The sequence below is a fragment of the Alteromonas sp. KS69 genome (genome assembly GCF_003989595.1).
Lineage (GTDB): Bacteria > Pseudomonadota > Gammaproteobacteria > Enterobacterales > Alteromonadaceae > Alteromonas > Alteromonas naphthalenivorans.
In genome coordinates this window covers 90,110-110,743 of the sequence record NZ_PYHU01000033.1, presented here as the reverse complement: position 1 = coordinate 110,743, position 20,634 = coordinate 90,110, and the positions used below count along the sequence as shown (strand labels likewise).

23 protein-coding genes are annotated in these 20,634 nt (G+C 44.7%); 21 read left to right on the top strand and 2 right to left on the bottom strand.

Going from position 1 to position 20,634, the window contains the following annotated elements; translation table 11 throughout:
* The first annotated feature begins 1 nt into the window (after position 1).
* From C7Y69_RS16160 to C7Y69_RS16130, 7 genes are read left to right on the top strand one after another with little or no spacing between them, the layout of a single operon-like run.
* Positions 2 to 700 carry a peptidase gene (locus tag C7Y69_RS16160; RefSeq protein ID WP_126873369.1) on the top strand — a complete coding sequence of 233 codons (699 nt, stop codon included), beginning with the start codon at positions 2 to 4 and terminating at the stop codon, positions 698 to 700.
* A 1-nt stretch (position 701) separates the two neighbouring features.
* Entirely contained in the window at positions 702 to 2,534 is a 1,833-nt protein-coding gene (locus C7Y69_RS16155) for a 2Fe-2S iron-sulfur cluster-binding protein (RefSeq protein WP_071978932.1), read from the top strand.
* 18 nt (positions 2,535 to 2,552) lie between these two features.
* Positions 2,553 to 2,954, top strand: a complete 402-nt coding sequence (locus tag C7Y69_RS16150; protein WP_071978933.1) for a copper resistance protein CopC — start codon at positions 2,553 to 2,555, stop codon at positions 2,952 to 2,954.
* Positions 2,955 to 2,968: 14 nt separating this feature from the next.
* Positions 2,969 to 3,883, top strand: a complete 915-nt coding sequence (locus C7Y69_RS16145) for a copper resistance D family protein (protein WP_126873368.1) — start codon at positions 2,969 to 2,971, stop codon at positions 3,881 to 3,883.
* A gap of 12 nt (positions 3,884 to 3,895) precedes the next feature.
* Complete coding sequence (locus C7Y69_RS16140) at positions 3,896 to 4,375, top strand: YybH family protein (RefSeq protein ID WP_044447434.1); 480 nt, start codon at positions 3,896 to 3,898, stop codon at positions 4,373 to 4,375.
* Between the two features lie 26 nt (positions 4,376 to 4,401).
* Positions 4,402 to 4,887, top strand: coding sequence for a nuclear transport factor 2 family protein (locus C7Y69_RS16135; RefSeq protein WP_117316847.1), 486 nt, complete (start codon positions 4,402 to 4,404; stop codon positions 4,885 to 4,887).
* A gap of 11 nt (positions 4,888 to 4,898) precedes the next feature.
* A complete protein-coding gene (locus C7Y69_RS16130) occupies positions 4,899 to 5,603 on the top strand; it encodes a DUF1624 domain-containing protein (protein ID WP_126873367.1) in 705 nt (234 codons plus the stop codon).
* Positions 5,604 to 5,702: 99 nt separating this feature from the next.
* On the opposite strand, the gene C7Y69_RS16125 is transcribed toward C7Y69_RS16130, so the two are convergent.
* Both C7Y69_RS16125 and C7Y69_RS16120 read right to left on the bottom strand, forming a co-directional pair.
* Positions 5,703 to 6,038 (bottom strand): hypothetical protein, encoded by a 336-nt coding sequence (locus tag C7Y69_RS16125; protein WP_232366234.1) that lies wholly within the window; start codon positions 6,036 to 6,038, stop codon positions 5,703 to 5,705.
* 75 nt (positions 6,039 to 6,113) lie between these two features.
* Positions 6,114 to 8,234 carry an SDR family NAD(P)-dependent oxidoreductase gene (locus C7Y69_RS16120; RefSeq protein ID WP_126873366.1) on the bottom strand — a complete coding sequence of 707 codons (2,121 nt, stop codon included), beginning with the start codon at positions 8,232 to 8,234 and terminating at the stop codon, positions 6,114 to 6,116.
* A gap of 443 nt (positions 8,235 to 8,677) precedes the next feature.
* Here C7Y69_RS16120 and C7Y69_RS16110 point away from each other — a divergent pair, with 443 nt between their 5' ends.
* The 14 genes from C7Y69_RS16110 to hypB all read left to right on the top strand — a co-directional run bounded on the left by C7Y69_RS16110 (position 8,678) and on the right by hypB (position 20,630).
* Entirely contained in the window at positions 8,678 to 9,133 is a 456-nt protein-coding gene (locus C7Y69_RS16110; RefSeq protein WP_105935250.1) for a hypothetical protein, read from the top strand.
* A 64-nt stretch (positions 9,134 to 9,197) separates the two neighbouring features.
* A complete protein-coding gene (locus C7Y69_RS16105) occupies positions 9,198 to 9,554 on the top strand; it encodes a hypothetical protein (RefSeq protein WP_044447444.1) in 357 nt (118 codons plus the stop codon).
* A gap of 29 nt (positions 9,555 to 9,583) precedes the next feature.
* Positions 9,584 to 10,429, top strand: coding sequence for a hypothetical protein (locus C7Y69_RS16100; RefSeq protein ID WP_105935249.1), 846 nt, complete (start codon positions 9,584 to 9,586; stop codon positions 10,427 to 10,429).
* On the top strand, positions 10,426 to 12,363 hold the full coding sequence (locus C7Y69_RS16095) for a 2Fe-2S iron-sulfur cluster-binding protein (protein WP_105935248.1): 1,938 nt from the start codon (positions 10,426 to 10,428) through the stop codon (positions 12,361 to 12,363). Before C7Y69_RS16100 ends, C7Y69_RS16095 begins: the two co-directional genes overlap by 4 nt.
* A complete protein-coding gene (locus C7Y69_RS16090; RefSeq protein ID WP_013755285.1) occupies positions 12,363 to 13,121 on the top strand; it encodes a hypothetical protein in 759 nt (252 codons plus the stop codon). The genes C7Y69_RS16095 and C7Y69_RS16090 overlap by 1 nt, the downstream gene beginning before the upstream one ends.
* Positions 13,118 to 13,912, top strand: coding sequence for a cytochrome c3 family protein (locus tag C7Y69_RS16085; protein ID WP_126873365.1), 795 nt, complete (start codon positions 13,118 to 13,120; stop codon positions 13,910 to 13,912). Before C7Y69_RS16090 ends, C7Y69_RS16085 begins: the two co-directional genes overlap by 4 nt.
* A gap of 12 nt (positions 13,913 to 13,924) precedes the next feature.
* Positions 13,925 to 15,148, top strand: coding sequence for a hypothetical protein (locus C7Y69_RS16080; protein ID WP_071978943.1), 1,224 nt, complete (start codon positions 13,925 to 13,927; stop codon positions 15,146 to 15,148).
* Between the two features lie 16 nt (positions 15,149 to 15,164).
* A complete protein-coding gene (locus tag C7Y69_RS16075; protein ID WP_071978944.1) occupies positions 15,165 to 15,719 on the top strand; it encodes a HyaD/HybD family hydrogenase maturation endopeptidase in 555 nt (184 codons plus the stop codon).
* Positions 15,716 to 16,150, top strand: a complete 435-nt coding sequence (locus C7Y69_RS16070; protein WP_126873364.1) for a hydrogenase expression/formation C-terminal domain-containing protein — start codon at positions 15,716 to 15,718, stop codon at positions 16,148 to 16,150. The genes C7Y69_RS16075 and C7Y69_RS16070 overlap by 4 nt, the downstream gene beginning before the upstream one ends.
* Before the next feature lies 1 nt (position 16,151).
* A complete protein-coding gene (locus tag C7Y69_RS16065) occupies positions 16,152 to 17,150 on the top strand; it encodes a hydrogenase small subunit (protein WP_126873363.1) in 999 nt (332 codons plus the stop codon).
* A gap of 19 nt (positions 17,151 to 17,169) precedes the next feature.
* Positions 17,170 to 19,053, top strand: coding sequence for a nickel-dependent hydrogenase large subunit (locus C7Y69_RS16060; RefSeq protein ID WP_126873362.1), 1,884 nt, complete (start codon positions 17,170 to 17,172; stop codon positions 19,051 to 19,053).
* Between the two features lie 234 nt (positions 19,054 to 19,287).
* Entirely contained in the window at positions 19,288 to 19,515 is a 228-nt protein-coding gene (locus C7Y69_RS16050) for a HypC/HybG/HupF family hydrogenase formation chaperone (RefSeq protein ID WP_013755277.1), read from the top strand.
* On the top strand, positions 19,508 to 19,894 hold the full coding sequence (locus C7Y69_RS16045; protein WP_105935239.1) for a hydrogenase maturation nickel metallochaperone HypA: 387 nt from the start codon (positions 19,508 to 19,510) through the stop codon (positions 19,892 to 19,894). Before C7Y69_RS16050 ends, C7Y69_RS16045 begins: the two co-directional genes overlap by 8 nt.
* Positions 19,884 to 20,630, top strand: coding sequence for a hydrogenase nickel incorporation protein HypB (hypB, locus tag C7Y69_RS16040; RefSeq protein ID WP_126873361.1), 747 nt, complete (start codon positions 19,884 to 19,886; stop codon positions 20,628 to 20,630). Before C7Y69_RS16045 ends, hypB begins: the two co-directional genes overlap by 11 nt.
* Positions 20,631 to 20,634: the final 4 nt, after the last annotated feature.

Below are 20,634 nucleotides of genomic sequence, written 5' to 3'. Positions count from 1 at the left end.
TATGCGTCGCCTTGCTCGTCGGTTACATCGTTTTCTAATGCTGTTAGTCGGCGGGCAGATATTTCTGTGGGCGATGAGTGGACTCTACATGGTGTGGTTTGATATTCACTATATTCATGGCGATCACTTTGTAAAAGGGCCTCCTGTACTCTCGTCATCATCAAGGTTAGAGATTAGCTTCAAAGATGCACTTAGTCGCTTTCCTGAAGCGACCTCAATCATCTTAGAAACCTTGAGAGGAGAGCCTGTTTATCGATTAATGCATGCCGGTGAAACAGTTCTGATCAGTGGTTTGTCTGGTGACATTATAGAGCCACTTTCAGATAAGCGAGCCGCTGCCATCGCAATATCGCGTTTAAACCAACCGTATGAAGTTGACAGTGTCACGTTGCTGGGTGAAAACGAAGAGGATAGTCCGGTTGGGCAACGAGGACGTCCATTATGGCGAGTTGAATTTAAAGGCGCACTTGCGCCAACATTTTACGTCAGTCAAGACACAGGTACGGTTGAATATATTCGACATGCCCCTTGGCAAGTATTTGATTGGTTATGGCGCCTCCATATTATGGATTACCAAGAAGGTGAAGACGTTAGTAATACACTATTAGTGAGCATGACTATCATAGGGCTGTTGGCCGCATTAGCAGGCTTGCTATTGCTGCCTTATTCCTTTTCGTCATCGCGAAAGGCAGCTGACTGAAATGTTCTGGCGGATCATTCACAAATACCTTGCATTAATTGTGTTTTCACAATTAATGGTTTGGCTCGCTACGGGTTTTTTACTCGGACAGGCTGAGCACAGTAAACCGCTCTCCAGAATCGCAAGTGACGCTATTGCAGGAAGTGTATTAACGCCAAACCTAATATCCGTCGAGAACGTCCTTATACGCTCACCCAATGCACTCTCTATTGAGCTGCTTAGCTTGTTGGGAAACCCGACCTATAAGGTTATGACGCACTATGCTAGACATGCCAATGAAAGAGAGTATGAGTTAATAGACGCGATAAAGGGAAATAAAATAGAACTAACAGCGAACGATATCCGTGATCTGGTCAACAATCAGTTCCGGCTAACTTCGCCTATTCAAGATTTGCGCCGTGTTGATCCGCCGATAGAGCATCTACCCAAAGAGCAACAATCGGTTTGGCATGTACGTTTATCAGACAGAGAAACGACACACATTTATGTCCGAGCATCGACAGGGGAATTAGCCGGCGTCGTCGATAGCAACAGGGAATGGACAAACTTGTTGATGCTATTGCACTTTATGGATTATCAGAACACCGGCTCATTTAATCACTGGTGGATCAAGGCTCTCGCGTTACTGACTGTGCTGTTGAGTATTTCAGGAATTACGTGGCTGGTTAGCCTCGTTAAAAATAAGCAAGTATTCATTGGGTGGTCGTATAGAAAGCAAGACTTAGTGGTACGAGATCAGCAAGGTTACCTCCAAAACGTCGTTGCTAAGGACAATGAATCACTTCTGGATTGTCTACAGCACAACGCCCTTTCTATTGGGTCAGTATGTGGGGGAGGGGGAACATGCGGCCAATGTATTGTGCGCCTTGATCCATCGGCTGCCATTTCAGTTGCAGAACGATACCGCTTATCTCAAGACAGGTTGTTGTCCGGGTATCGTTTAGCTTGTCAGCAAAACACTGATTTGAAAGGCAACGTTCAGCTTGTAGAGTCTCCAAACCCCAAAACAGTATCATGCGAGTTGCTCTCAAACACATTCATTACACCCTTTATCAAAGAATTAAGATTTAAATATCAAGGCAGTGTTCCACTGGATTTTAAGCCTGGCAGTTTTGTTCAATTCACGATTAAAGAAGGTCAATCTTTAGCGTTTCCGAAAGACTTACCGAGACGCTATCAGCCTTATTGGCCGCGTTTTGAATCAGCTACATTTTCCCATCCAAACACTGTCAGGCATTATTCAGTTGCAAACCGAAATGATGGTAGTGGCGTGCTTACATTCAATATAAAAATGCAACCGGCACAATCTAACAACCAAAGACCTGGCATCGGTTCTTTTCACCTTGGTAATTTAAGCATCGGCACGGTGGTTGATATAGTTGCGCCTCGAGGGGGATTTAACTTACTTGATGACCTTGGTGTACGAGAAATTGTGTTGGTCGGTGGGGGCTCGGGTATAGCACCTCTAAAAGCTCTAATCGATGAACTAATATTTGGCTTGCATTCGACACTGCCTATAACCCTCTTTTATGGCGCCAAACACCCTGTTGAATTGGCAAATCATTGCTGGTTAAAAGCGGTTGAAACACAACATTCTAATTTTACCTATCAACCGATTGTTTCAAACGCCTCTTCAATTTGGTGTGGACCGGTGGGGCGCGTGCAAATACCTTTGGCCGTATTTTTAGATACACATCGCGACCTCCATCGGTGTTTGTTTTTCCTCTGCGGTCCTCCGGCAATGATGAACGATGTAACCCAATTACTATTACGCTACTCCGTCAATGAAAATGCTATACAAATCGATTCATTTTCACCATTTACTACTACTTAAAACTACCGAGGTTTATTTATGAAAACACTATTGTCAACGTTCTTACTGACCGCTCTTTTCTTGAGCACAAGCAGTTATGCTCACACATCGTTGAAAACGTCCATGCCAAAAAACAATGCGATGTTAATGTCATCGCCTCCACAATTGTCCGTTGTTTTTACTGAGCCAGTTCGTTTGGCCAAATTGACGTTAAATTCTCAAAACGGCGAGCCTGTCGACTTTAATTTTTCTCCATCGATGGAGTCTAGCACTTTCTTTAATTACGACTTACCGACGTTATCGCCGGGTAACTATACCGCACAGTGGATGTTACTTGGTGAGGATGGGCACAAAATGGACGGTTCATTTGACTTCATGGTTCACGGAAGCAAGTCCATGCAAGATGACAAAAAAGCCCATAGTCAACACAAAGACCATTAAAGAGGAAGATTAAAATGGCAATTTGGGAAGTATTGATCCTATCCACGAAGCTTACTGTCTATCTAGGACTGTCGGCGCTTTTAGGCGGATTTCTTATCCTTCTTTTAGTGCCATTTAGTCTGGAAAAACAATCTCAAGTTCGTCTGCTTCTGCAAGGTCATATTATTAAGTATATGGCTATGTTTGGTTTAGTTGGTGTTTTCGCGACTACGTTGGATTTCTTTTTCCAAGTGGGGTCGCTATCTCAAACGGGTTTCACAGGCATGTTTGATGCGGTCATGCGACGTATGGTTGCACAATCTACTTTAGGGACTATTGCAATAAGTCGGCTGTGCATATTCATCGTCGGCATTGCTTTTTGTGGATCGTTTTATTGGCAACTCGCTCGCAAAAAAACGCCTCAATTTATCGTGACTCTTCTTGGTGCAATAATTCTGTGGGGGAGTATTGGATATGTATTCATGCTTTCCGGGCATACCGTGCAACTGGAACGTTCATATGGTTATGCGTTAGCTGTGCATGTGATCATCGCGCTAAGCTGGATGGGCGCTCTTTGGCCGTTGTCAGCAGCATGCCTACACCTATCGCCTACACCGCTATACACTCTGATGCGGAAATTTGGTCATCTTGCTATAGGACTGGTGAGCCTGCTGCTCCTTGCCGGCACTCTGCTAGCATGGGAGCTAGTTGGTTCTGTAGGTAATTTATTCAATCAAATCTATGGACAAAGCCTGCTGTTAAAGCTGGGCTTTGTCAATGCGATCCTGCTGCTTGCCGCATGGCATAAATTAAAATCAACCCCCAAGCTTTTAACGCACAGTAACGCAGCGATAGAAATGCGCCGTTCGATCCAAATTGAAATGCTCATTGGACTATGCATTTTTCTGATCACCGCTGTTTTGACTACTGTTCTTGGTCCTCAATCTTAACTTTGGATTTATATGAAAATTAATTACGTTTTAACGATTGTTTTGTCTATTGCGCTGCTTTCATTTAGTACGTTTGCTCATGAGCCACTCAAATCAATAGAGCGCTCTGCAACTCACTTCAGTGGCTTGGATACTGCAGCGGGTCGCAGTGTGCTCGCTTATCACGAAGCATTATCTAATGGCCAAGCGGATGACGTCATGAGTGCATTGACATCCGAAGTCATTATTTTAGAGGGATCGCGAATAGAACGCAGTGCCGAAGAATATCGGCAACATCATTTACACGCTGATATGCGATTTTCTGCGGCTGTCAAAACCACAACAATTGAACATCATGTTCGCGTTTATGGGGATACGGCGGTCTCAATTGCCAGAAGCCACACCCTTGGCACATACAAAGGTAAACAAATTGATAAGCAAGGAAATGAAACACTGGTACTTAACCTTATCAATGGTCATTGGAAAATAAGTCATATCCATTGGTCCCATTAACACTTTAATTTATAGGAAAACTTTAAATGACGTTACTTATACGAATCTCACTCGTCCTGATGTTAAGCACAACTACACTGGGCGTCTTTGCATCACAGGCAGATGAAGACAAAGCGACGATTGAAGAAATTATCATTGCTATTGAAAACGGTTGGGAGTCGGGCCAAGGACGGCCTTTTTATGAACACTATCTCGACCATAAAGGTGCTCGATACATTGAATCAGGCGGCCAAAACACAGGATTAAGTGATCTCGTCGAAAATCATGTGGAGCCAGAGAAAGAAGTACTCAAACGCCTCACCATCGATATATTGGATATGGATATTACAATTGATGACGATATGGCATGGGCGATTACGACCGTAAATGTGTCTGGTGAAGTAAGAAAAACTGGCTCAACATTTGACAAAAAGGGCTACCAAACGTACTTGTTTAAACGAACGAGTAATGGATGGAAAGTCATACATTCACATTCGTCTACCCGCGATAAAAAGCCCCACAAGCATCATTAAGCGACGTCAGTATGCCCATCACTCGCAACGTTACCCTAGACATCATGCGCACGGTCGCCATTGTATTAATGGTGATCTTTCACTTCGCGTATGACTTGCGGTTCTTTGGCTGGGTAGATTGGAATGTGCCAAATGGTCCTGGTTGGAAACAATTTCGGTATGTCATTTTATCACTCTTTTTCTTAAGTGTGGGTGCATCATTGGTGTTCGCTCATCACCAACGCGTGGATTTGAAATCCTTTGCGAAGCGAATAATGTGGATAGTGGTATGGGCATGCGTTATATCACTATTTACTTATTGGTTTTTCAATAGTAATTGGATATTTTTTGGTGTTTTACACTTTATCGCCGTGGCCAGTGTACTATGCCTTCCCTTCGCACGTTATCCAGTCATGGCTTGTTTTATTGGGATAGGGATTATTACACTGTTCTTAACGAATGTGGTTACAAGTAAATGGCCGTTTAACTTATGGGAATTGGGGCTGCCGTCATCACCCAACGATTATGTTGCACTATTTCCTTGGGTTGGCGTTGTATTGCTGGGCATTGGCGTTGGCCATATGTTTATTAAGGGTATAGATCCCTGTGCTTCACTGAAATTATCAACTAAAATCACGTTTTTAGGACGTCACAGTCTTGCTGTGTATGTGTTACATCAACCTCTGTTTTTTGTAACATTAGGCAGCGTGTATTGGCTTTCGCATTCGGTTATGTGAGTCTAAGTTGAAGGTGAGACAATGATAATAAGGGACCTTTGACAAAAGTAGAGCGTTGTTTGTTTTACAAGTAGTCTCGGCGTTTCTAGCACTTGTATATCAGTAATAGTGTGGGTTCATCCAAGCAATAACCGCAGAAATAACGGCAACTAGGATGGCTGTTAATGTTAATACTGTGTTGGCCAAATTGCGTGTCGCTTCATTATATAACGTTTTCACCGCATCAATATCTTGTTCAATACGCGCAAGTCGACGATTAACTTCTGCATTGGAAAGCGTAGCATTTTCCAATAGTCGTAAATCTCGATTAATCTCATCAACCTGTTTTTTAAGGCCAACTAATCCGCGATAGAAGTCTGCGTGAACATAGTCATCGGTATCGGCAAAGCAAATGGTGGGAAGAAGTAGAGTAAAAACTAACATCCATTTAAACACTGTATATATCCTAATTACTGCAACTGACGGTTGATCGCCATAGCGCTTGAGTAAGTATTACACCAGCTTAACGGTTTATTGTAAATCCCGCTGCAAAGAGCCTGCAAACCTAAGTTGAGGGTCGTATTTCTTTTTTAAAGCAATCAAACGCTCTACATGGTGACCGAAATAACTGGTCAATGGACAGTCGTTGCCCATGTCATAATTTTGGTAGGCATGGCCATTAAAAAATGGGGATAATCGTTCATAGGTTTGATTAACCCAGTCTATAACCTTGGTATTGTCTTGATCGGGCAGAGTCACACCCGTGATGCTACATACAAATGAGGCATCGCGATGAATAAATGCGGTTTCATGGGTCTCGATATCCTGGATCGCGCCACATAACGGATCGAGCATAATGCCCGCTGCGTTGTCTGGGCAAGACTGATAGCATTGCAAAAGCGCATCAATAAACTGTTCCGTAAGTTCACCTTCAATGATCCCATTGCGCCAATAAAGTGCGTGCCCTTGTTCATATTCATTTGACTGGCACTCTATGTATTGTTTATGCGTAACAGAGATATCGGCATCCGTTTCCCATTTTGCTATGTTATTTAGGTTGGAGTCAGGGTCTTCACTAAACCCCATAATTGATATTTTTGCATTTTGTAACGCTGAACGAGCGATGTATGCATATAAGAATTGCGTTCTCGGCCCCTGCAGTACAGCATCGCTGTATTGCTTTAAAATAGGCTTTGCCTTTTGAATTGGCCATTCAATGATACCTCCTTGAACATAAGCTGGAGCCGGGTGCAGCCTAAATGTTATGTGGGTGATAACGCCAAATTGAGAGCCGCCACTGCCGCGTAGTGCCCAAAAAAGATCAGAGTGTTCCAAAGTGTTTATAACTCTTTGCTGACCATCTGCTGTGATCAGATTAAACGCCAAGACATTGTCGCAACTTAACCCATGTTTGCGTGACAAAAAACCGATCCCGCCGCCTAACGTTGCTCCTACAACACCGACATCCGGGCAGGTGCCTAATGGGATCACTTTCTTATATTTCGATAAGAACAGATCCAAATTATGATTTTTCACACCCGCGCCCACTCTTACTGACTGACCAACTGCGCAAAGTTCTATACTTTGAAAGGCAGACATATCAAGGACAATGCCACCGTCAATAACGGCCGCACCCGTTACCCCATGGCCGCCGCCTTTAACTGATATTTGTAAATTAAGGCGATTGGCATAGTCAATTGTATTAATGATATCGACGTCTGACTCAGGCACGACTATCGCATATGGAAAATGTGAAATGGCTCGATTAAAAACATGACGCCGCGCTGAATAGCCTGTACTTCCAACGTCCCAGACACTGCCGCTTAACTTGTTTCGCAACGACAGTGAGTCAGATTCAGTTGGCTTCGTTGAAATAGTTTTATTGGTATCAATTGGGTTGAGCGGCGCTTCGTCAATGCTTTGCAATAAATCCCAATTTGTTCTGCTAAATGTCTTTGGGTCTATACGATTTAACAATTGCCAAAGGTATTGTGCAACAAGGCGCGGCGGTAGTAGCTTGTTCTCTTCATGTAAGCCTCTTAAAAAGGCCGACATCGGCAGTACATCGCTTGGCACTTGCCGGATTTTTTTTTGCATCGCTGTATCAACATTTCCGGGAGCTGCGGTGGCAAAAACAGCTACATCTTCATTAACTTCTTGTCTAAAACAACTACACACCATATTTAAAGCCGTTTTACTCACACAGTATGCTGATGCGCCTTTCACTGCACTAACGGGTTGCTCGCTTGTCAAATACAGTACGCGGCTATGTTTAAACTTATCCAGGCACAGTTGTGTTATCAAAAAGGGGATATCGCAGTTGATTCTTTGTGCCGTGCGCCATTCTTTGTAGCCTATTGATTGAATAGGTTTAAGCGGTGTGACAATACCTGCACAATGCACTAAGTAATCAATCTGTTCGTATTGGCTAAGCGTTTCTTGAATTTCAATCGTTGCCGCTTCGTTATTAAAATCAACGTGTTCTATGATGAGGCGGGGTTCAAATTTTTCATTGAACGCTCCTAGTCCTGAGCTATCACGACACAGTGCAACAACAAGCATATTTGGATCCCTTGATAAGAATTCATTAGTCAATGCTAATCCAATCCCTGATCCTGCACCGGTAATTACCGCAATTTTGTGTTTCGTCATTTCTTATTATCCGCTCACCCAATTAAAAATTGCATCTGGTATTCAGCATATGCCGCTGCAAAGTAGCTATGAGGAGACCTGTTGACGCAGCTTGAGCATAGATAATTTTGAACCAAGGATAAATAAATCGATGATTAGATTACGGAAATGTAATGATTCTGTAATCCGATTGTCGTGAAGGATTGATCTAAATCAATTACATTTATCGTGTGATTTATAGGATGGATTTCATCAAAAGCAAAGGATAAATCGGGTGCAAAAAATTACGATAGCACTAATCTGCAATGCCACAAATGCCTATAACAGATGAAGAGCTTGAGGTTTTGGCCGAATTTTTATCGCCCAAATAGCACCTTGACCTGAGTCTAAGACATAGGATTAAGGTGACAAGTCGTCTATTTCAAACCTAAACCGCTCATGTGAGCACAATTAAAGGAAAAATTATGAAAACATTAACGTCATTATTACTGGCCAGCGCCCTTGTCGCTGCGCCAATTGCGACTTCTTACGCGCATCAACACACTGATAAATCTGACATGCCGATGATGGACGGTCAGATGATGAAGAAAATGCAAACACATATGGAAGAAATGCAAGCAGTTTTAGATGCAGTAAAAAGTGAATCTGATCCTGAAAAGCGTGAAGCCATGTTGCATGAGCATGCCCAAAAGATGCAAGACATGATGGGCATGATGGAAGGCAAAGATTCGATGGGAATGAAAGATGGAAAAGGAATGAAAGGCGGCATGGGCATGGAGCATAAACACAGTGATATGTCGACCGATGAGAAAATGAAAATGATGGAACAGCGTATGGCCATGATGGAAGACATGATGGGGCAAATGATGGGACATACGGCTGAAAAAGCGAAGCCAATACACAAGCATAAAAAGAACTAATCAATGCGTTATGAGGCTGGAAAAGCGACTGCCTCTTTTCTTTTAATAATCGCGGGAGTTTTACATGAACAAATTAATCAAGCTTTTATCAATTGCAGTCTTGTCTGTTGGGCTACTAGGGGGCTGTGCAAGCCAGGTATACCATGACTACATCATGAGTGGGCAGGTTGTTACCGTCGATGATAAACAAGTAGTGGTGTGTGTCTCTGACACCGATGGTCTCAAAGAACATCAAGTCTTTAATGTTTATCGCACCGTTTTTGATGCGACAGCAATTTCTGAAGGGGAAGACGGCTACTCGCGCGAATTCGTGGGCAAAATTCGATTAGGTAAGACGAAGGATGAGCATTTTGCAGAGGCTATTGTACTTGATGGCGAACTTGCACGTTATGACATGGTCGAGTTTGATCGTGGGTTTTAATCGATATTTTTGAATAGGAGCATGCCGTTGTGAAGATTAGAGAGTGTCACCAAACCTACCGTTTAGCGGCTATTGTGAGTCTGGTATTATCTAGTGTCTTATTCACAACCGCGTGTTCAGCGGTAACACAACAAACTAGTTCGAAAGAAAAATCTCAAGAAACACAATCTTCAGACACTGCGCCCGAGTTAGCACCGGCTGACTTTGCAAAGATCCAATCAGCTTTGCGCTCATTAGACAACTCACTGGCAGCGCGATCAAAAAGCAATATCGGCGTTAAACAAAGCGATGCCAGCCCTCAACTCAACGAATCATCTACGCCCCCCAAAGCGACGAGCAAGATGAAGATGGGCATGGGAAAAGGGAAAAAGAAGATGACAATGAACGGAAAGTCTTGCATGGGGATGATGTGTAAGATGATGATGAAAAATAGTTCGATGATGGGTATGCCTCCTGAACAAAATACACCGGAGATATCCAAACCTTCATCAACGATAAGCTTGCCAGGTGCGAGTAGTGCACCTCATATTTACCACCTTGGTGAACAAGCCTTTTTCTTAAACCACACAACAACATTAGAACTAACAGATACGCAGTATCAAACGTTGTTATCGATTCAATCTGAGTGGGAGTCTTCCCAAAAAAGCCTTGCGCAGCAGCGTAGTGCATTAGAGGCATTATTGTGGGAATTGACAGCCCAAGGATTGCCTCAATACGACAATATTAAAGACACCATTAGTGAAATAGAGGCCATAAACAGCACCCTACGCCTACAGTTTATTGCTTCGGTGGGGAAAGCCGTCTCAGTATTAACACCCCCGCAGATTGCGAAAATAAATGCGCTATGGGCGGCTGAACAAAAGGATGCGTCATGACTAGGGGGAGTAAACGCGCATCAATCATTCACCGCTATTGTGTCATTCTAAACGTCGTTCTTTTTTTCGTGATTATAAATGCGCACGCACAGCAACAGACTGAGGATAGTGAGCATGCCAGTCATCATCCTGAGGCAGCGAATGGGCCGATTGTTGCGGCAAGCACAGATTCTCCGCCTTTAGCCAACCAAGTTAAAGGTCAGCCGGGCAATGCCAACGCAATGATGGGGCCAGGTATGGCAAAAGGCATGGATAAAATGATGGAGAAAATGGGAGCGCCTAAACCTAAAGATCTCTATCCAACTTTAATGCGGATGCAATCAACCACGCCGGAACAAAGAGATAGTATCTTAGGCAAAGCGTCGGCGCGTATGCAACAAGGAAGTGAACAACTGACTACCGGGTTTGAATCGCTCGCCCGTGCCGCAGCCGTTGATGACTATACCCAAATGCAAGTAGCTGTTGAGACCGTTAAAGAAGGGATCGCGCATTTTGATAGTGGTCTTGCGGCAAAACGGGCAATACAAGATGGGCAAGATCCCAGAAGAGTGGCATTAACCTGGTTTAAATCGCAAATGAATTTGCTACCCAGTTCACCAGTGAATGATTCCTCAACACTATTTGGCATGACGCCGTTTCATACTGCAGTGATGCTTGTTCTGCTGATCTTCACTGTCGTCATGGTGTATGTTTATGGATTTAAAATGCGCAGAGCTGCCGCATTGCTAGAAGAGCTTAGGTCCACTGAGACCGCAAGCGCTTCTGCGCCCACTAAGCAAACATCACCTAACGAGATACCTACTAACGCACCTGTAGGGACTGACGCTGTTTTAATACCCGCTACAGCGCATGTATTACCTTCTACGACTATGTCACCGCGTAAAGGTGTCTATAGTGGCAGTATGCAAGTCACCGGTATTTTTCATGAGACCCATGATGTTAAAACGTTTCGACTTGCCAGCGCCGATGGTCAAGTCATCCCATTTAGTTTTGAACCTGGACAATTTGTGACTTTTACGCTCACGATTGATGGTGTTGAAAAACCGGTGAAACGGTCTTACACCATCGCATCATCACCCACTGAGCAGTATTACTTTGAAGTCACCATCAAACGCGAGGAATTCGGTGTTGTTTCTCGTCATATGCATGACGTCGTAAATGTGGGAGATACGCTTTCAATTAAAGCGCCTGGCGGCAAGTTTTACTTCAATGGTCAAGATGCAAGTAGCGTTGTATTGATTTCAGGGGGGGTTGGGATCACGCCCATGATGAGCGCGGTACGTTATTTAACCACGACGTGCTGGGACGGTGACATTTATTTTCTGTTTTGTACGCGAACGTCTAACGATTTTATTTTTGAACAGGAATTAAAATATCTACAAGCACGTCACCCAAGGTTGAAAGTACTCGTCAGTATGACACAGGCGGATGGCACATCTTGGATGGGACCTCAGGGGCGTTTTTCATCGGCATTGATAAATGAATTCGTGCCGGACATAGCATTAAAAACAGCACACATTTGTGGGCCGCCGGCAATGATGGATGCAACCAAGGATATTTTATCTGAATTGGGTATGCCTGAAGCGAATATTAAAACAGAAGCTTTCGGTGGTGCGAGTCCGAAGAAAACGGCCACTAAAACGGAGGTCGCCCCAAACACGCCTGTAAACAATACGCGCCAAGTGCGATTTAGTTTATCAAATGCACAGGCACAAGCCGGCACAGATGAAACCGTATTGGACGTTGCTGATGGACTTGATGTTGATATTGAGAATTCGTGCCGGGCAGGCTCTTGCGGCAGTTGCAAAGTGAAATTACTGCGCGGCGATGTTGATATGGAGGTTGATGATGGGTTGGAGCCAGAAGATAGGGTCAGTGGTTATATTTTAGCCTGTCAAGCCATCCCTAAAACTGATGTGGAGGTGGAAGCATAGTGAATAGTCAAGAACGAACCATTGTAGGCAGCTTGGTGGTCTTAATGATCTTACTTTGGCTAGGGTTTGTGTGGCACCGTGACCCAGCATTCCCTGGCAGCTTTGCTGGATTTGTCGTTGGTTTGACTGCGCTGGTATTGATGTTTATTCCGTTGCTTTACATGATCATTAAACGCAACAAAGCACTTAAGAAAGTCGTGACCAAGCAAATAGCCATGCCTACGCTACTGCGCATTCATATTTATGCTGGAGTATTGGGACCTATTCTTGCACTCATCCATAGCGCCCATCGTTTTGATAGTGCTACTGGAGTCTCCATCATCATCTTTATGATGGTCGTTGTGATCAGTGGGTTTGTTGGTCGGTATGTACTAGGACTTATTTCCTCAAATGTGAAAGAGAAAAAGCGTCAAGTGACCGAACTCCAAGGTGCACTTTCAAGCGCCAAACAATCTCTAAAAGACGCGGTCTGCGACGTAAGATATTCGACTTTCGCCCAAACATCAGCGAGACACATTCCATACATTGCTTTAAGTGTACCTACTTCAGCGCAAAGTAAGCTGTTTCGACAAGAGAGTAAGGTTCTATCTATTATCGATGCCATTTCTGATGTTGAATACAGCATTCTGATTCACGACACTGCGAAAACTTGGTTTGCTCGTTGGTTGAAATTTCATATCGTGATTTCGATAACGCTCTATGGCGTATTGTTCTTTCACATTTTCAGTGAAGTTTACTTTGGACTACGCTGGTTATGATCAAGTGGATAATAGTCATTCTGGGCTTAGTCGCAGCGGGCTTTGGTGTTAGCCATTTTTTTCACACACCAGAGGATCTTTCAAAAATTCCATGGGAACAAATGGTAGAGCCTGGTTCACTGAGCAAAGCGCATGCGTTTTTGGCGGATGACTGCTTGAGTTGTCACACGCCAGTAGAAGGCGTTGAGCGCGACAAGTGTGTCGCCTGTCATGCAAATGATACCCATATCGTCGCGCGTCAACCTACTGCGTTTCACGCCGACATAACAGAATGTGCTAGTTGTCATACTGAGCATCAAGGTGAGGATGCTAGGATTTCACTGATGAACCATATTGCATTGGTCGATATTGGGTTCAATATGCTCCCCAACCCAAACGTGCCATTTGACGAAGGCGCAGCCACGATGGCTTTTTTAGAAAATGTTCTAGCGAATAAGCAAACGGCTGATCCCCTATTTGTGCATCCCGACGTCAGTGATAAAGAAGCATTATTGAATTGTTCACAGTGCCACAGCAACGATGATCGCCACTTCACGTTGTTCGGAGAGGATTGCGTGCAATGCCACAGTACAGACAAGTGGTCACTGCCGACGTTTATTCACCCCTCGAGTCAATCTCGTGATTGCAATCAATGTCATGAAGCGCCGCCCAGTCACTACATGCAACATTTTAAAATGATTTCCGCCAAAGTCGCTGGCGAGCCAAAAGCCAAAGTGGAGGCGTGTTATGCCTGTCATCAATCGACTTCCTGGAACGATATTAAGCGTGCCGGCTGGTACAAGCATCATTAAGGGGGAGAAACTGTGATCACAAATTCCATTGCGCTGGCAACCTCACTGTTGGTAGCAATAGTATTGTTTCTGCCTCGCCTACGACAATCTGTCCAATGGCGAGCGACAGTAACACCGCTGGCTTCAATTATTGGCAGTGGCTTTTTGATCATTGCACCACTGCTGCATTCGGTAATGGGTAAATGGGCGCTACTGGGCATTATTTTATTGTCGACTCTGGCATATTTGTTGGGTTCAGTCATTCGCTTCAATATACGTCATGCAGAGCCTGAGCTTGCTCGCAATTCACACGGCAGTATCGCAACGCTTGAGAAAGCCAGTCAATGGGCCCTCGGTGCTGCATACGCAATTTCTGTGGCGTTTTACATTAGCTTGTTTGCCGCGTTTGTCTTTGACCGCTTTGCTATTGACGATACAACGCTCATCAAATTGTTTACCAGTGGGCTGCTTGTCATTATTATGTTGGTCGCTTGGCTTCGTGGTGCAAGAGGATTGGAAACCATCGAGTTATTCGCAGTCACAATTAAGTTGGCGATTATTATTGGTGTACTAACAGCACTAGCAACTTACGATATACAAGTAAAAAGTGCGTGGTTTAAACATGAGGCGATACAATCCCTCAGCCATTTTGAAACCCTTAGCATGCTTGCCGGTATGCTCATGGTGACACAAGGGTTCGAAACCACGCGTTTTATGGGCAATAGCTATAATGCAGAGCAGCGTATTAAAGCGGGACGATATGCCCAGTGGATTGCCATTTTCCTTTACGTTGTTTTTATTGGTTTAACCTGTCCCATTTTTCTCGATTTTCCGATAACCGAACTGAATGAAACAACCATTAGTTATACCCTGGGTCAAGCCATTTGGGTATTGCCGATATTATTACTTGTGGCCGCGACGGCAAGCCAGTTAAGTGCCGCATTAGCCGATACCATAGGTGGCGGTGGTTTGCTAAAAGAGCTCTTCCATTTATCTATATCTCCTCAGTTTTATTATGTTCTTGTCATCGCGATTGCCGGCATATTAGTTTGGTCATCCAACGTATTTGAAATCATTAATCTCGCGTCAAAGGGATTTGCACTTTATTACCTTATACAAACACTCATCGCATTCAAGCTCGTACTACTGCGGCCCAAAGAACAACGCTTCAAATCGCTTCAATTGCTTGGTCTTTGCGCGATTGTTGTTTCCTTATCCTTTGTGATTGGCTGGTCAATACCAGCACCGCACAGTTAATAGAGGACAGAGGCTAATGCAATCCGCAAAAACATGTACGCCAGCAGTTCGCGTCGCAAACAAGGTTAAGCAATATACCATAATAGGGGTAGGAAACATTTTACAGCGTGATGATGGCGTTGGTATACATGCTATCCAAGCCTTACAGCCCATGTTTGAAGACTATTCAAATGTGTCGTGCATTGATGCTGGGACACTGAGCTACGAATTATTAGAATGGGTGTCAAATTCAGATCATACCATTGTCATAGATGCCGCCTATATGCGATGTCCAGCTGGCACGGTTAAAGTCTTCAAAGATGATGAAATCGCGCAGCAATTTGAACAGGCAACGGCGCACTCTGTTCACCAAATTACGTTACGCGATACCTTATTAACCAGCCAAACATTGTTCTCAAAACCGACTGAAGTGACGTTAATTGGCGTAGAGCCTGAAACAATCGAGTGGGGGACGTCCTTAAGTCCAAAAGTCAGTGTCGCGCTCTCTTCCATCATGGATATCGCGTGTGCGTGTCTTTCTACCGATAATTTTCACGCCAATACTCCAGCGATTGAAAAGGAGTCACGATGAACGAAGAACTCATTTTTATAACATCTAATGCTGACACTACGGGCAATGTGATCCCGCTTTTGCATCAGATTCGTCATGCCTTATCCCAGTTACTTGCGCAGCAAGAAGAAACCACGATAGACCTGCGGCGATTGCCATTGAGTGCAAGTGAAGAATCACAGTTGGAGACTTTTCTGGGTCATGGAGAAGTGAAAGCAGATATTCAGGCACTGGGTGACACAGTGGTAATCGAATCACGATATACCGGCGTCTGGCTTGAAACGCATTACAACGAGGAAGCCGAGATCATGGGCAAATATGTGCATATCTGTGACTGTCCACCGCTCATAAAATCTCAACCAGAAGATATGGTGTTATCGCTCAATAATATCGTATCAGACATTCAATCAATGTCTGATACATCGACGAATGACGCGGCTGAGGAGGATTAAAATGTCTCTACCCACACTAAATGCGCAGTTACAAGCGTCAGGTATATCCAGACGCACATTTCTAAAGTTCTGCGCTACGACAGCATCATTGCTCGCCTTACCTCAAAGTGCGGTTGCCGACCTCGCCAATGCACTGGGGAATGCAAAACGACCTTCTGTTATTTGGTTGCCCTTTCAAGAATGTACTGGGTGCACCGAGGCGATTTTACGCTCTCATGCCCCCACTCTGGAAAGCCTTATCTTCGATCACATTTCATTGGATTATCAACATACAATAATGGCTGCCGCTGGAGAGCAAGCAGAGGAGGCACGACGCGCTGCAATGGAAGCGCACAAGGGACAATATTTGCTGTTGGTCGATGGTTCGGTTCCGATGGGGAATCCCGGTTACTCAACGATCAGTGGAATGAGTAATGTTGATATGTTGCGTGAATCGGCCAAAGAGGCTGCGGGTATTATTGCCATTGGTACCTGCGCATCTTTTGGCGGGATCCCCAAAGCTAACCCAAATCCGACGGGCGCTGTTGCAGTCAGCGACATCATTACTGATAAACCAATCGTCAATATTTCAGGATGCCCACCACTGCCTATCGCGATAACAGCAGTGTTGGTTCACTACCTCACATTTAAGCGTTTTCCTGACCTTGATGCACTGCAACGACCACTCGCCTTTTTTGGTGAAACCATTCACGACCGATGTTACCGGCGTCCGTTTTTTGAACAACGTAAATTTGCAAAATCGTTTGATGACGAGGGGGCTAAGAAGGGCTGGTGTCTGTTTGAGCTGGGTTGCAAAGGGCCTGAAACTTTTAATGCGTGTGCAACCGTTAAGTGGAATCAAGGCACCAGTTTTCCTATTGAATCTGGGCACCCGTGTCTTGGCTGCTCTGAGCCCGACTTCTGGGATAAAGGCAGTTTTTACCAAGCCCTTTTTCCATGGGAACGATACAAATCTAAACCGGGTAAAGGTGGACAGAAGCACGCCGGTAAAAACGCATAAGACACAATAGGCAAAGCATATGGACAAGACATCAAATAATGACCGATTGGTCGTCGATCCCATCACTCGAATCGAAGGCCATCTTAGGATAGAAGCTGAAATGGATGGTAATACGATCAAACAGGCGTTCTCTTCGGGTACCTCTGTACGAGGAATTGAACTGATCCTGCAAGGCAGAGATCCTCGGGATGCGTGGGCGTTTGCTCAGCGTATCTGTGGCGTTTGTACATTGGTACATGGCATGGCATCGGTTCGCGCAGTCGAAGATGCCCTCAGAAAAGCGTGGCGTACAAACGCCAAGTTAGGAGTGGCTATTGGACATCCGGCCATGACGTCCATGCCAAAAGGGCCGCTGCAACATGGTAAAAAAGGCAAAGGGCACCGTCATTCAGGCACCGTGATAGGTTCATTGAGTGAAGCTGAGATGGCTATCCCACAAAATGCACAATTAATCAGAAACATCATGATCGGCACCCAGTATGTGCATGATCACGTGATGCATTTTTATCACTTACATGCCCTTGATTGGGTTGATGTTGTATCGGCTTTAGATGCGGATCCAGCTAAAACGGCAGCGCTTGCTGGTCAACTTAGCGATTATCCTCGTTCATCTCCTGGTTATTTTAAGGATATGAAACAAAAAGTTAAAACGCTGGTTGAGTCGGGACAACTGGGGATATTTAACAATGCATATTGGGGGCATCCGGGCTACAAACTGCCACCTGAAGTAAATTTAATGGCGCTAGCGCATTATCTAGATGCGCTAACGTGGCAACGTGACGTTGTTAAAGTTCACACCATATTTGGTGGCAAAAACCCTCATCCCAATTTTGTCGTCGGCGGTGTACCGTCACCCATTAATTTGAATGCATCAACAGGAATTAACACACGACGATTAGTGCAATTACAAGATGCCATCACCCAAATGAAGACATTTGTCGATCAAGTGTACTATCCAGATATTTTGGCCATTGCGGGTTATTACAAAGAGTGGGGAACACGAGGCGAGGGGCTGGGTAACTTTCTAACCTATGGGGACCTACCGACGACCTCAATGGATGATCCCGCGTCATTTTTATTTCCCAGAGGCGCAATACTGGGTCGCGACTTGAGCAAGGTATATGAAGTCGACTTAGATGATCCATCTGAAATTCAAGAATTCGTTTCTTCATCTTGGTATCGCTATAGCGGCGGAAATACAAGTGGCTTACATCCTTTCGAAGGGCAAACAAACCTTGAATATACCGGCCCAAGGCCCCCGTATAAGCACCTTAATACGAGTGCTGAATATTCATGGTTGAAAAGTCCGCGTTGGAAAGGCCATGCAATGGAGGTCGGTCCGTTAGCGCGTGTATTAATGATGTATGCGAAAAAGGATGCTGCAGCGCAAGACATCGTCAACCGCTCTCTTTCTATCTTGGACTTAGCGCCCTCAGCACTTTTCTCGACACTCGGCAGAACGCTCGCCAGAGCGGTTGAAACCAAAATTATCGTCAACCAGCTACAGGATTGGTATGACCAATTGCTTGATAATATTGCGAGCGGCGATACCGATACGTTCAACCCTTTATATTTTGACCCAGCGAATTGGCCTGTAAAAGGTCAAGGCGTCGGGGTTATGGAAGCGCCCAGAGGCGCTTTAGGGCATTGGTTAGTCATGCAAAATGGAAAGATTGATAACTACCAATGTGTCGTGCCCACTACATGGAACGCAGGACCTAGGGATCCTAATTCACAGGCCGGCGCGTATGAAGCCGCGCTGCAAGATAAACATACACTACATGATCCTGACCAACCTTTAGAGATTTTGCGAACGCTTCATAGTTTCGATCCGTGCCTTGCATGTGCTGTGCACGTGATGGATGAAACCGGTGAAGAGCGTCTGCAACTGAAAGTTCGTTAGTCATAGTTGAGGAACTATTATGAGCATCCAAAATATTACAAAGCATCTTACTAACCCACTAATATTAATTTTCTACTCGGTGTTGGGCTCACCAGCGAGCTACGCGCATCCGGGCCACCAAGGCGATCATTCCTTACTGTTAGTCGCACTCCTGTCAGTCACAGTGTTAGTGGCGGTTGGGCTCTTTGTGTACAGAGCGAGAGTGAGAAGTGACGCAATACGGGTACCACAGTAATGTGCCTCGCTGTTCCAATGAAAGTCACAGGAATAAAAGGCTTTAATGCGATATGCGAAGCCAAAGGTGTTTCTCGCGAGGTCAGTTTACATTTAATACAAGGATCAGGTGTCAAGGTGGGTGACTATGTAATGGTGCATGTGGGTTATGCACTGCAAGTGATCACGTATGATGAAGCGCAAGTGACGTGGGAGTTGCTCGATCAGGTGATTGCTTACGATGCATGAAATGAGTCTGTGCTATAGCTTGCTTGACACAATTGCCGTTTACCAACGTGCAAATATGGATAAGTGTGTCGGTCTTGTCCACGTCAAAATCGGCCCACTTTCAGGTGTTGAGCCTGATTTACTGCATCAGGCTTTTTTGACTTGTAGGACACACTCTATCGGCGATCAGGCAGCGCTTCAAATTCACACTAGCGCTATCAAAGTGCGCTGCACATTGTGTGGGAAACATAGCCGTGCAGTAGTAAACCGTATCATATGCGCTAGCTGTGGTTCGTGGCAGACAGAACTCATTCAAGGCGATGAGTTTGTTTTACAGCGAATTGAATTCATCCCGTCCGAAATATCAACCGAACCAAAGGAAAGACAATATGTGCGGTAATTGTGGGTGTGAAACACCTAGGAAAATCGAAAAGCCTATTCAGCAAATGACAAACGTCGTTGAGGTTCATGCGAATCTAAAAAGTAGCAATGATACCCAAGCGATCACAAATTGTGCTTTGTTTGATGCACATGATGTGATGGTGATTAATTTGATGTCATCGCCAGGCAGCGGAAAAACACGGTTGCTGGAAGAAACCATCACTGCGCTCAAATCTCAATACAACATGGCGGTGATTGAGGGCGATCTCGAAACTGAAAATGATGCTAACAGGATTAGGCGTCATGGTGTGCAGGCTGAGCAAATTGCGACAGGGCAAGGGTGCCATTTGGACGCTAATATGGTGTTTAAGGTACTCGGGAAATTTAACCTCGAAAAGCTAGACGTTTTGTTTATTGAAAACGTTGGCAATTTAATTTGTCCCGCATGTTTTGATTTAGGGCAGCACTTGAATGTGATCTTGTTGTCGGTACCAGAAGGCGACGATAAACCCGAAAAGTACCCCGTTATGTTTCGTGCCGCAGATGTCATGCTGATTTCAAAGACCGACTACTTGCAGTTCCACGACGAATTCAATGTGGCGCGTGCGATCCAGTCATTTCGTAAAGTGGGCAATAACGCCCCTGTTATAGAAGTGTCTTCAACGCAAAGTAACCAGCTTGAGGCATGGTTTGCTTACTTTATAGAAACCATTAATGCTCGTGACTCTCGCTCATTGCAAGAACGGGGAGCTTAAGAGT

Excerpts from the sequence above, each read along its gene's own strand:
- C7Y69_RS16110 (WP_105935250.1), top strand. The coding sequence starts at position 8,678 with ATGAAAACATTAACGTCATTATTACTGGCCAGCGCCCTTGTCGCTGCG.
- C7Y69_RS16130 (WP_126873367.1), top strand. The coding sequence starts at position 4,899 with ATGCCCATCACTCGCAACGTTACCCTAGACATCATGCGCACGGTCGCC.
- C7Y69_RS16085 (WP_126873365.1), top strand. The coding sequence starts at position 13,118 with ATGATCAAGTGGATAATAGTCATTCTGGGCTTAGTCGCAGCGGGCTTT.
- C7Y69_RS16145 (WP_126873368.1), top strand. The coding sequence starts at position 2,969 with ATGGCAATTTGGGAAGTATTGATCCTATCCACGAAGCTTACTGTCTAT.
- C7Y69_RS16135 (WP_117316847.1), top strand. The coding sequence starts at position 4,402 with ATGACGTTACTTATACGAATCTCACTCGTCCTGATGTTAAGCACAACT.
- C7Y69_RS16140 (WP_044447434.1), top strand. The coding sequence starts at position 3,896 with ATGAAAATTAATTACGTTTTAACGATTGTTTTGTCTATTGCGCTGCTT.
- C7Y69_RS16160 (WP_126873369.1), top strand. The coding sequence starts at position 2 with ATGCGTCGCCTTGCTCGTCGGTTACATCGTTTTCTAATGCTGTTAGTC.
- C7Y69_RS16155 (WP_071978932.1), top strand. The coding sequence starts at position 702 with ATGTTCTGGCGGATCATTCACAAATACCTTGCATTAATTGTGTTTTCA.
- C7Y69_RS16045 (WP_105935239.1), top strand. The coding sequence starts at position 19,508 with ATGCATGAAATGAGTCTGTGCTATAGCTTGCTTGACACAATTGCCGTT.
- C7Y69_RS16150 (WP_071978933.1), top strand. The coding sequence starts at position 2,553 with ATGAAAACACTATTGTCAACGTTCTTACTGACCGCTCTTTTCTTGAGC.
- C7Y69_RS16060 (WP_126873362.1), top strand. The coding sequence starts at position 17,170 with ATGGACAAGACATCAAATAATGACCGATTGGTCGTCGATCCCATCACT.
- C7Y69_RS16065 (WP_126873363.1), top strand. The coding sequence starts at position 16,152 with ATGTCTCTACCCACACTAAATGCGCAGTTACAAGCGTCAGGTATATCC.
- hypB (WP_126873361.1), top strand. The coding sequence starts at position 19,884 with ATGTGCGGTAATTGTGGGTGTGAAACACCTAGGAAAATCGAAAAGCCT.
- C7Y69_RS16050 (WP_013755277.1), top strand. The coding sequence starts at position 19,288 with ATGTGCCTCGCTGTTCCAATGAAAGTCACAGGAATAAAAGGCTTTAAT.
- C7Y69_RS16070 (WP_126873364.1), top strand. The coding sequence starts at position 15,716 with ATGAACGAAGAACTCATTTTTATAACATCTAATGCTGACACTACGGGC.
- C7Y69_RS16075 (WP_071978944.1), top strand. The coding sequence starts at position 15,165 with ATGCAATCCGCAAAAACATGTACGCCAGCAGTTCGCGTCGCAAACAAG.
- C7Y69_RS16105 (WP_044447444.1), top strand. The coding sequence starts at position 9,198 with ATGAACAAATTAATCAAGCTTTTATCAATTGCAGTCTTGTCTGTTGGG.
- C7Y69_RS16095 (WP_105935248.1), top strand. The coding sequence starts at position 10,426 with ATGACTAGGGGGAGTAAACGCGCATCAATCATTCACCGCTATTGTGTC.
- C7Y69_RS16120 (WP_126873366.1), bottom strand. The coding sequence starts at position 8,234 with ATGACGAAACACAAAATTGCGGTAATTACCGGTGCAGGATCAGGGATT.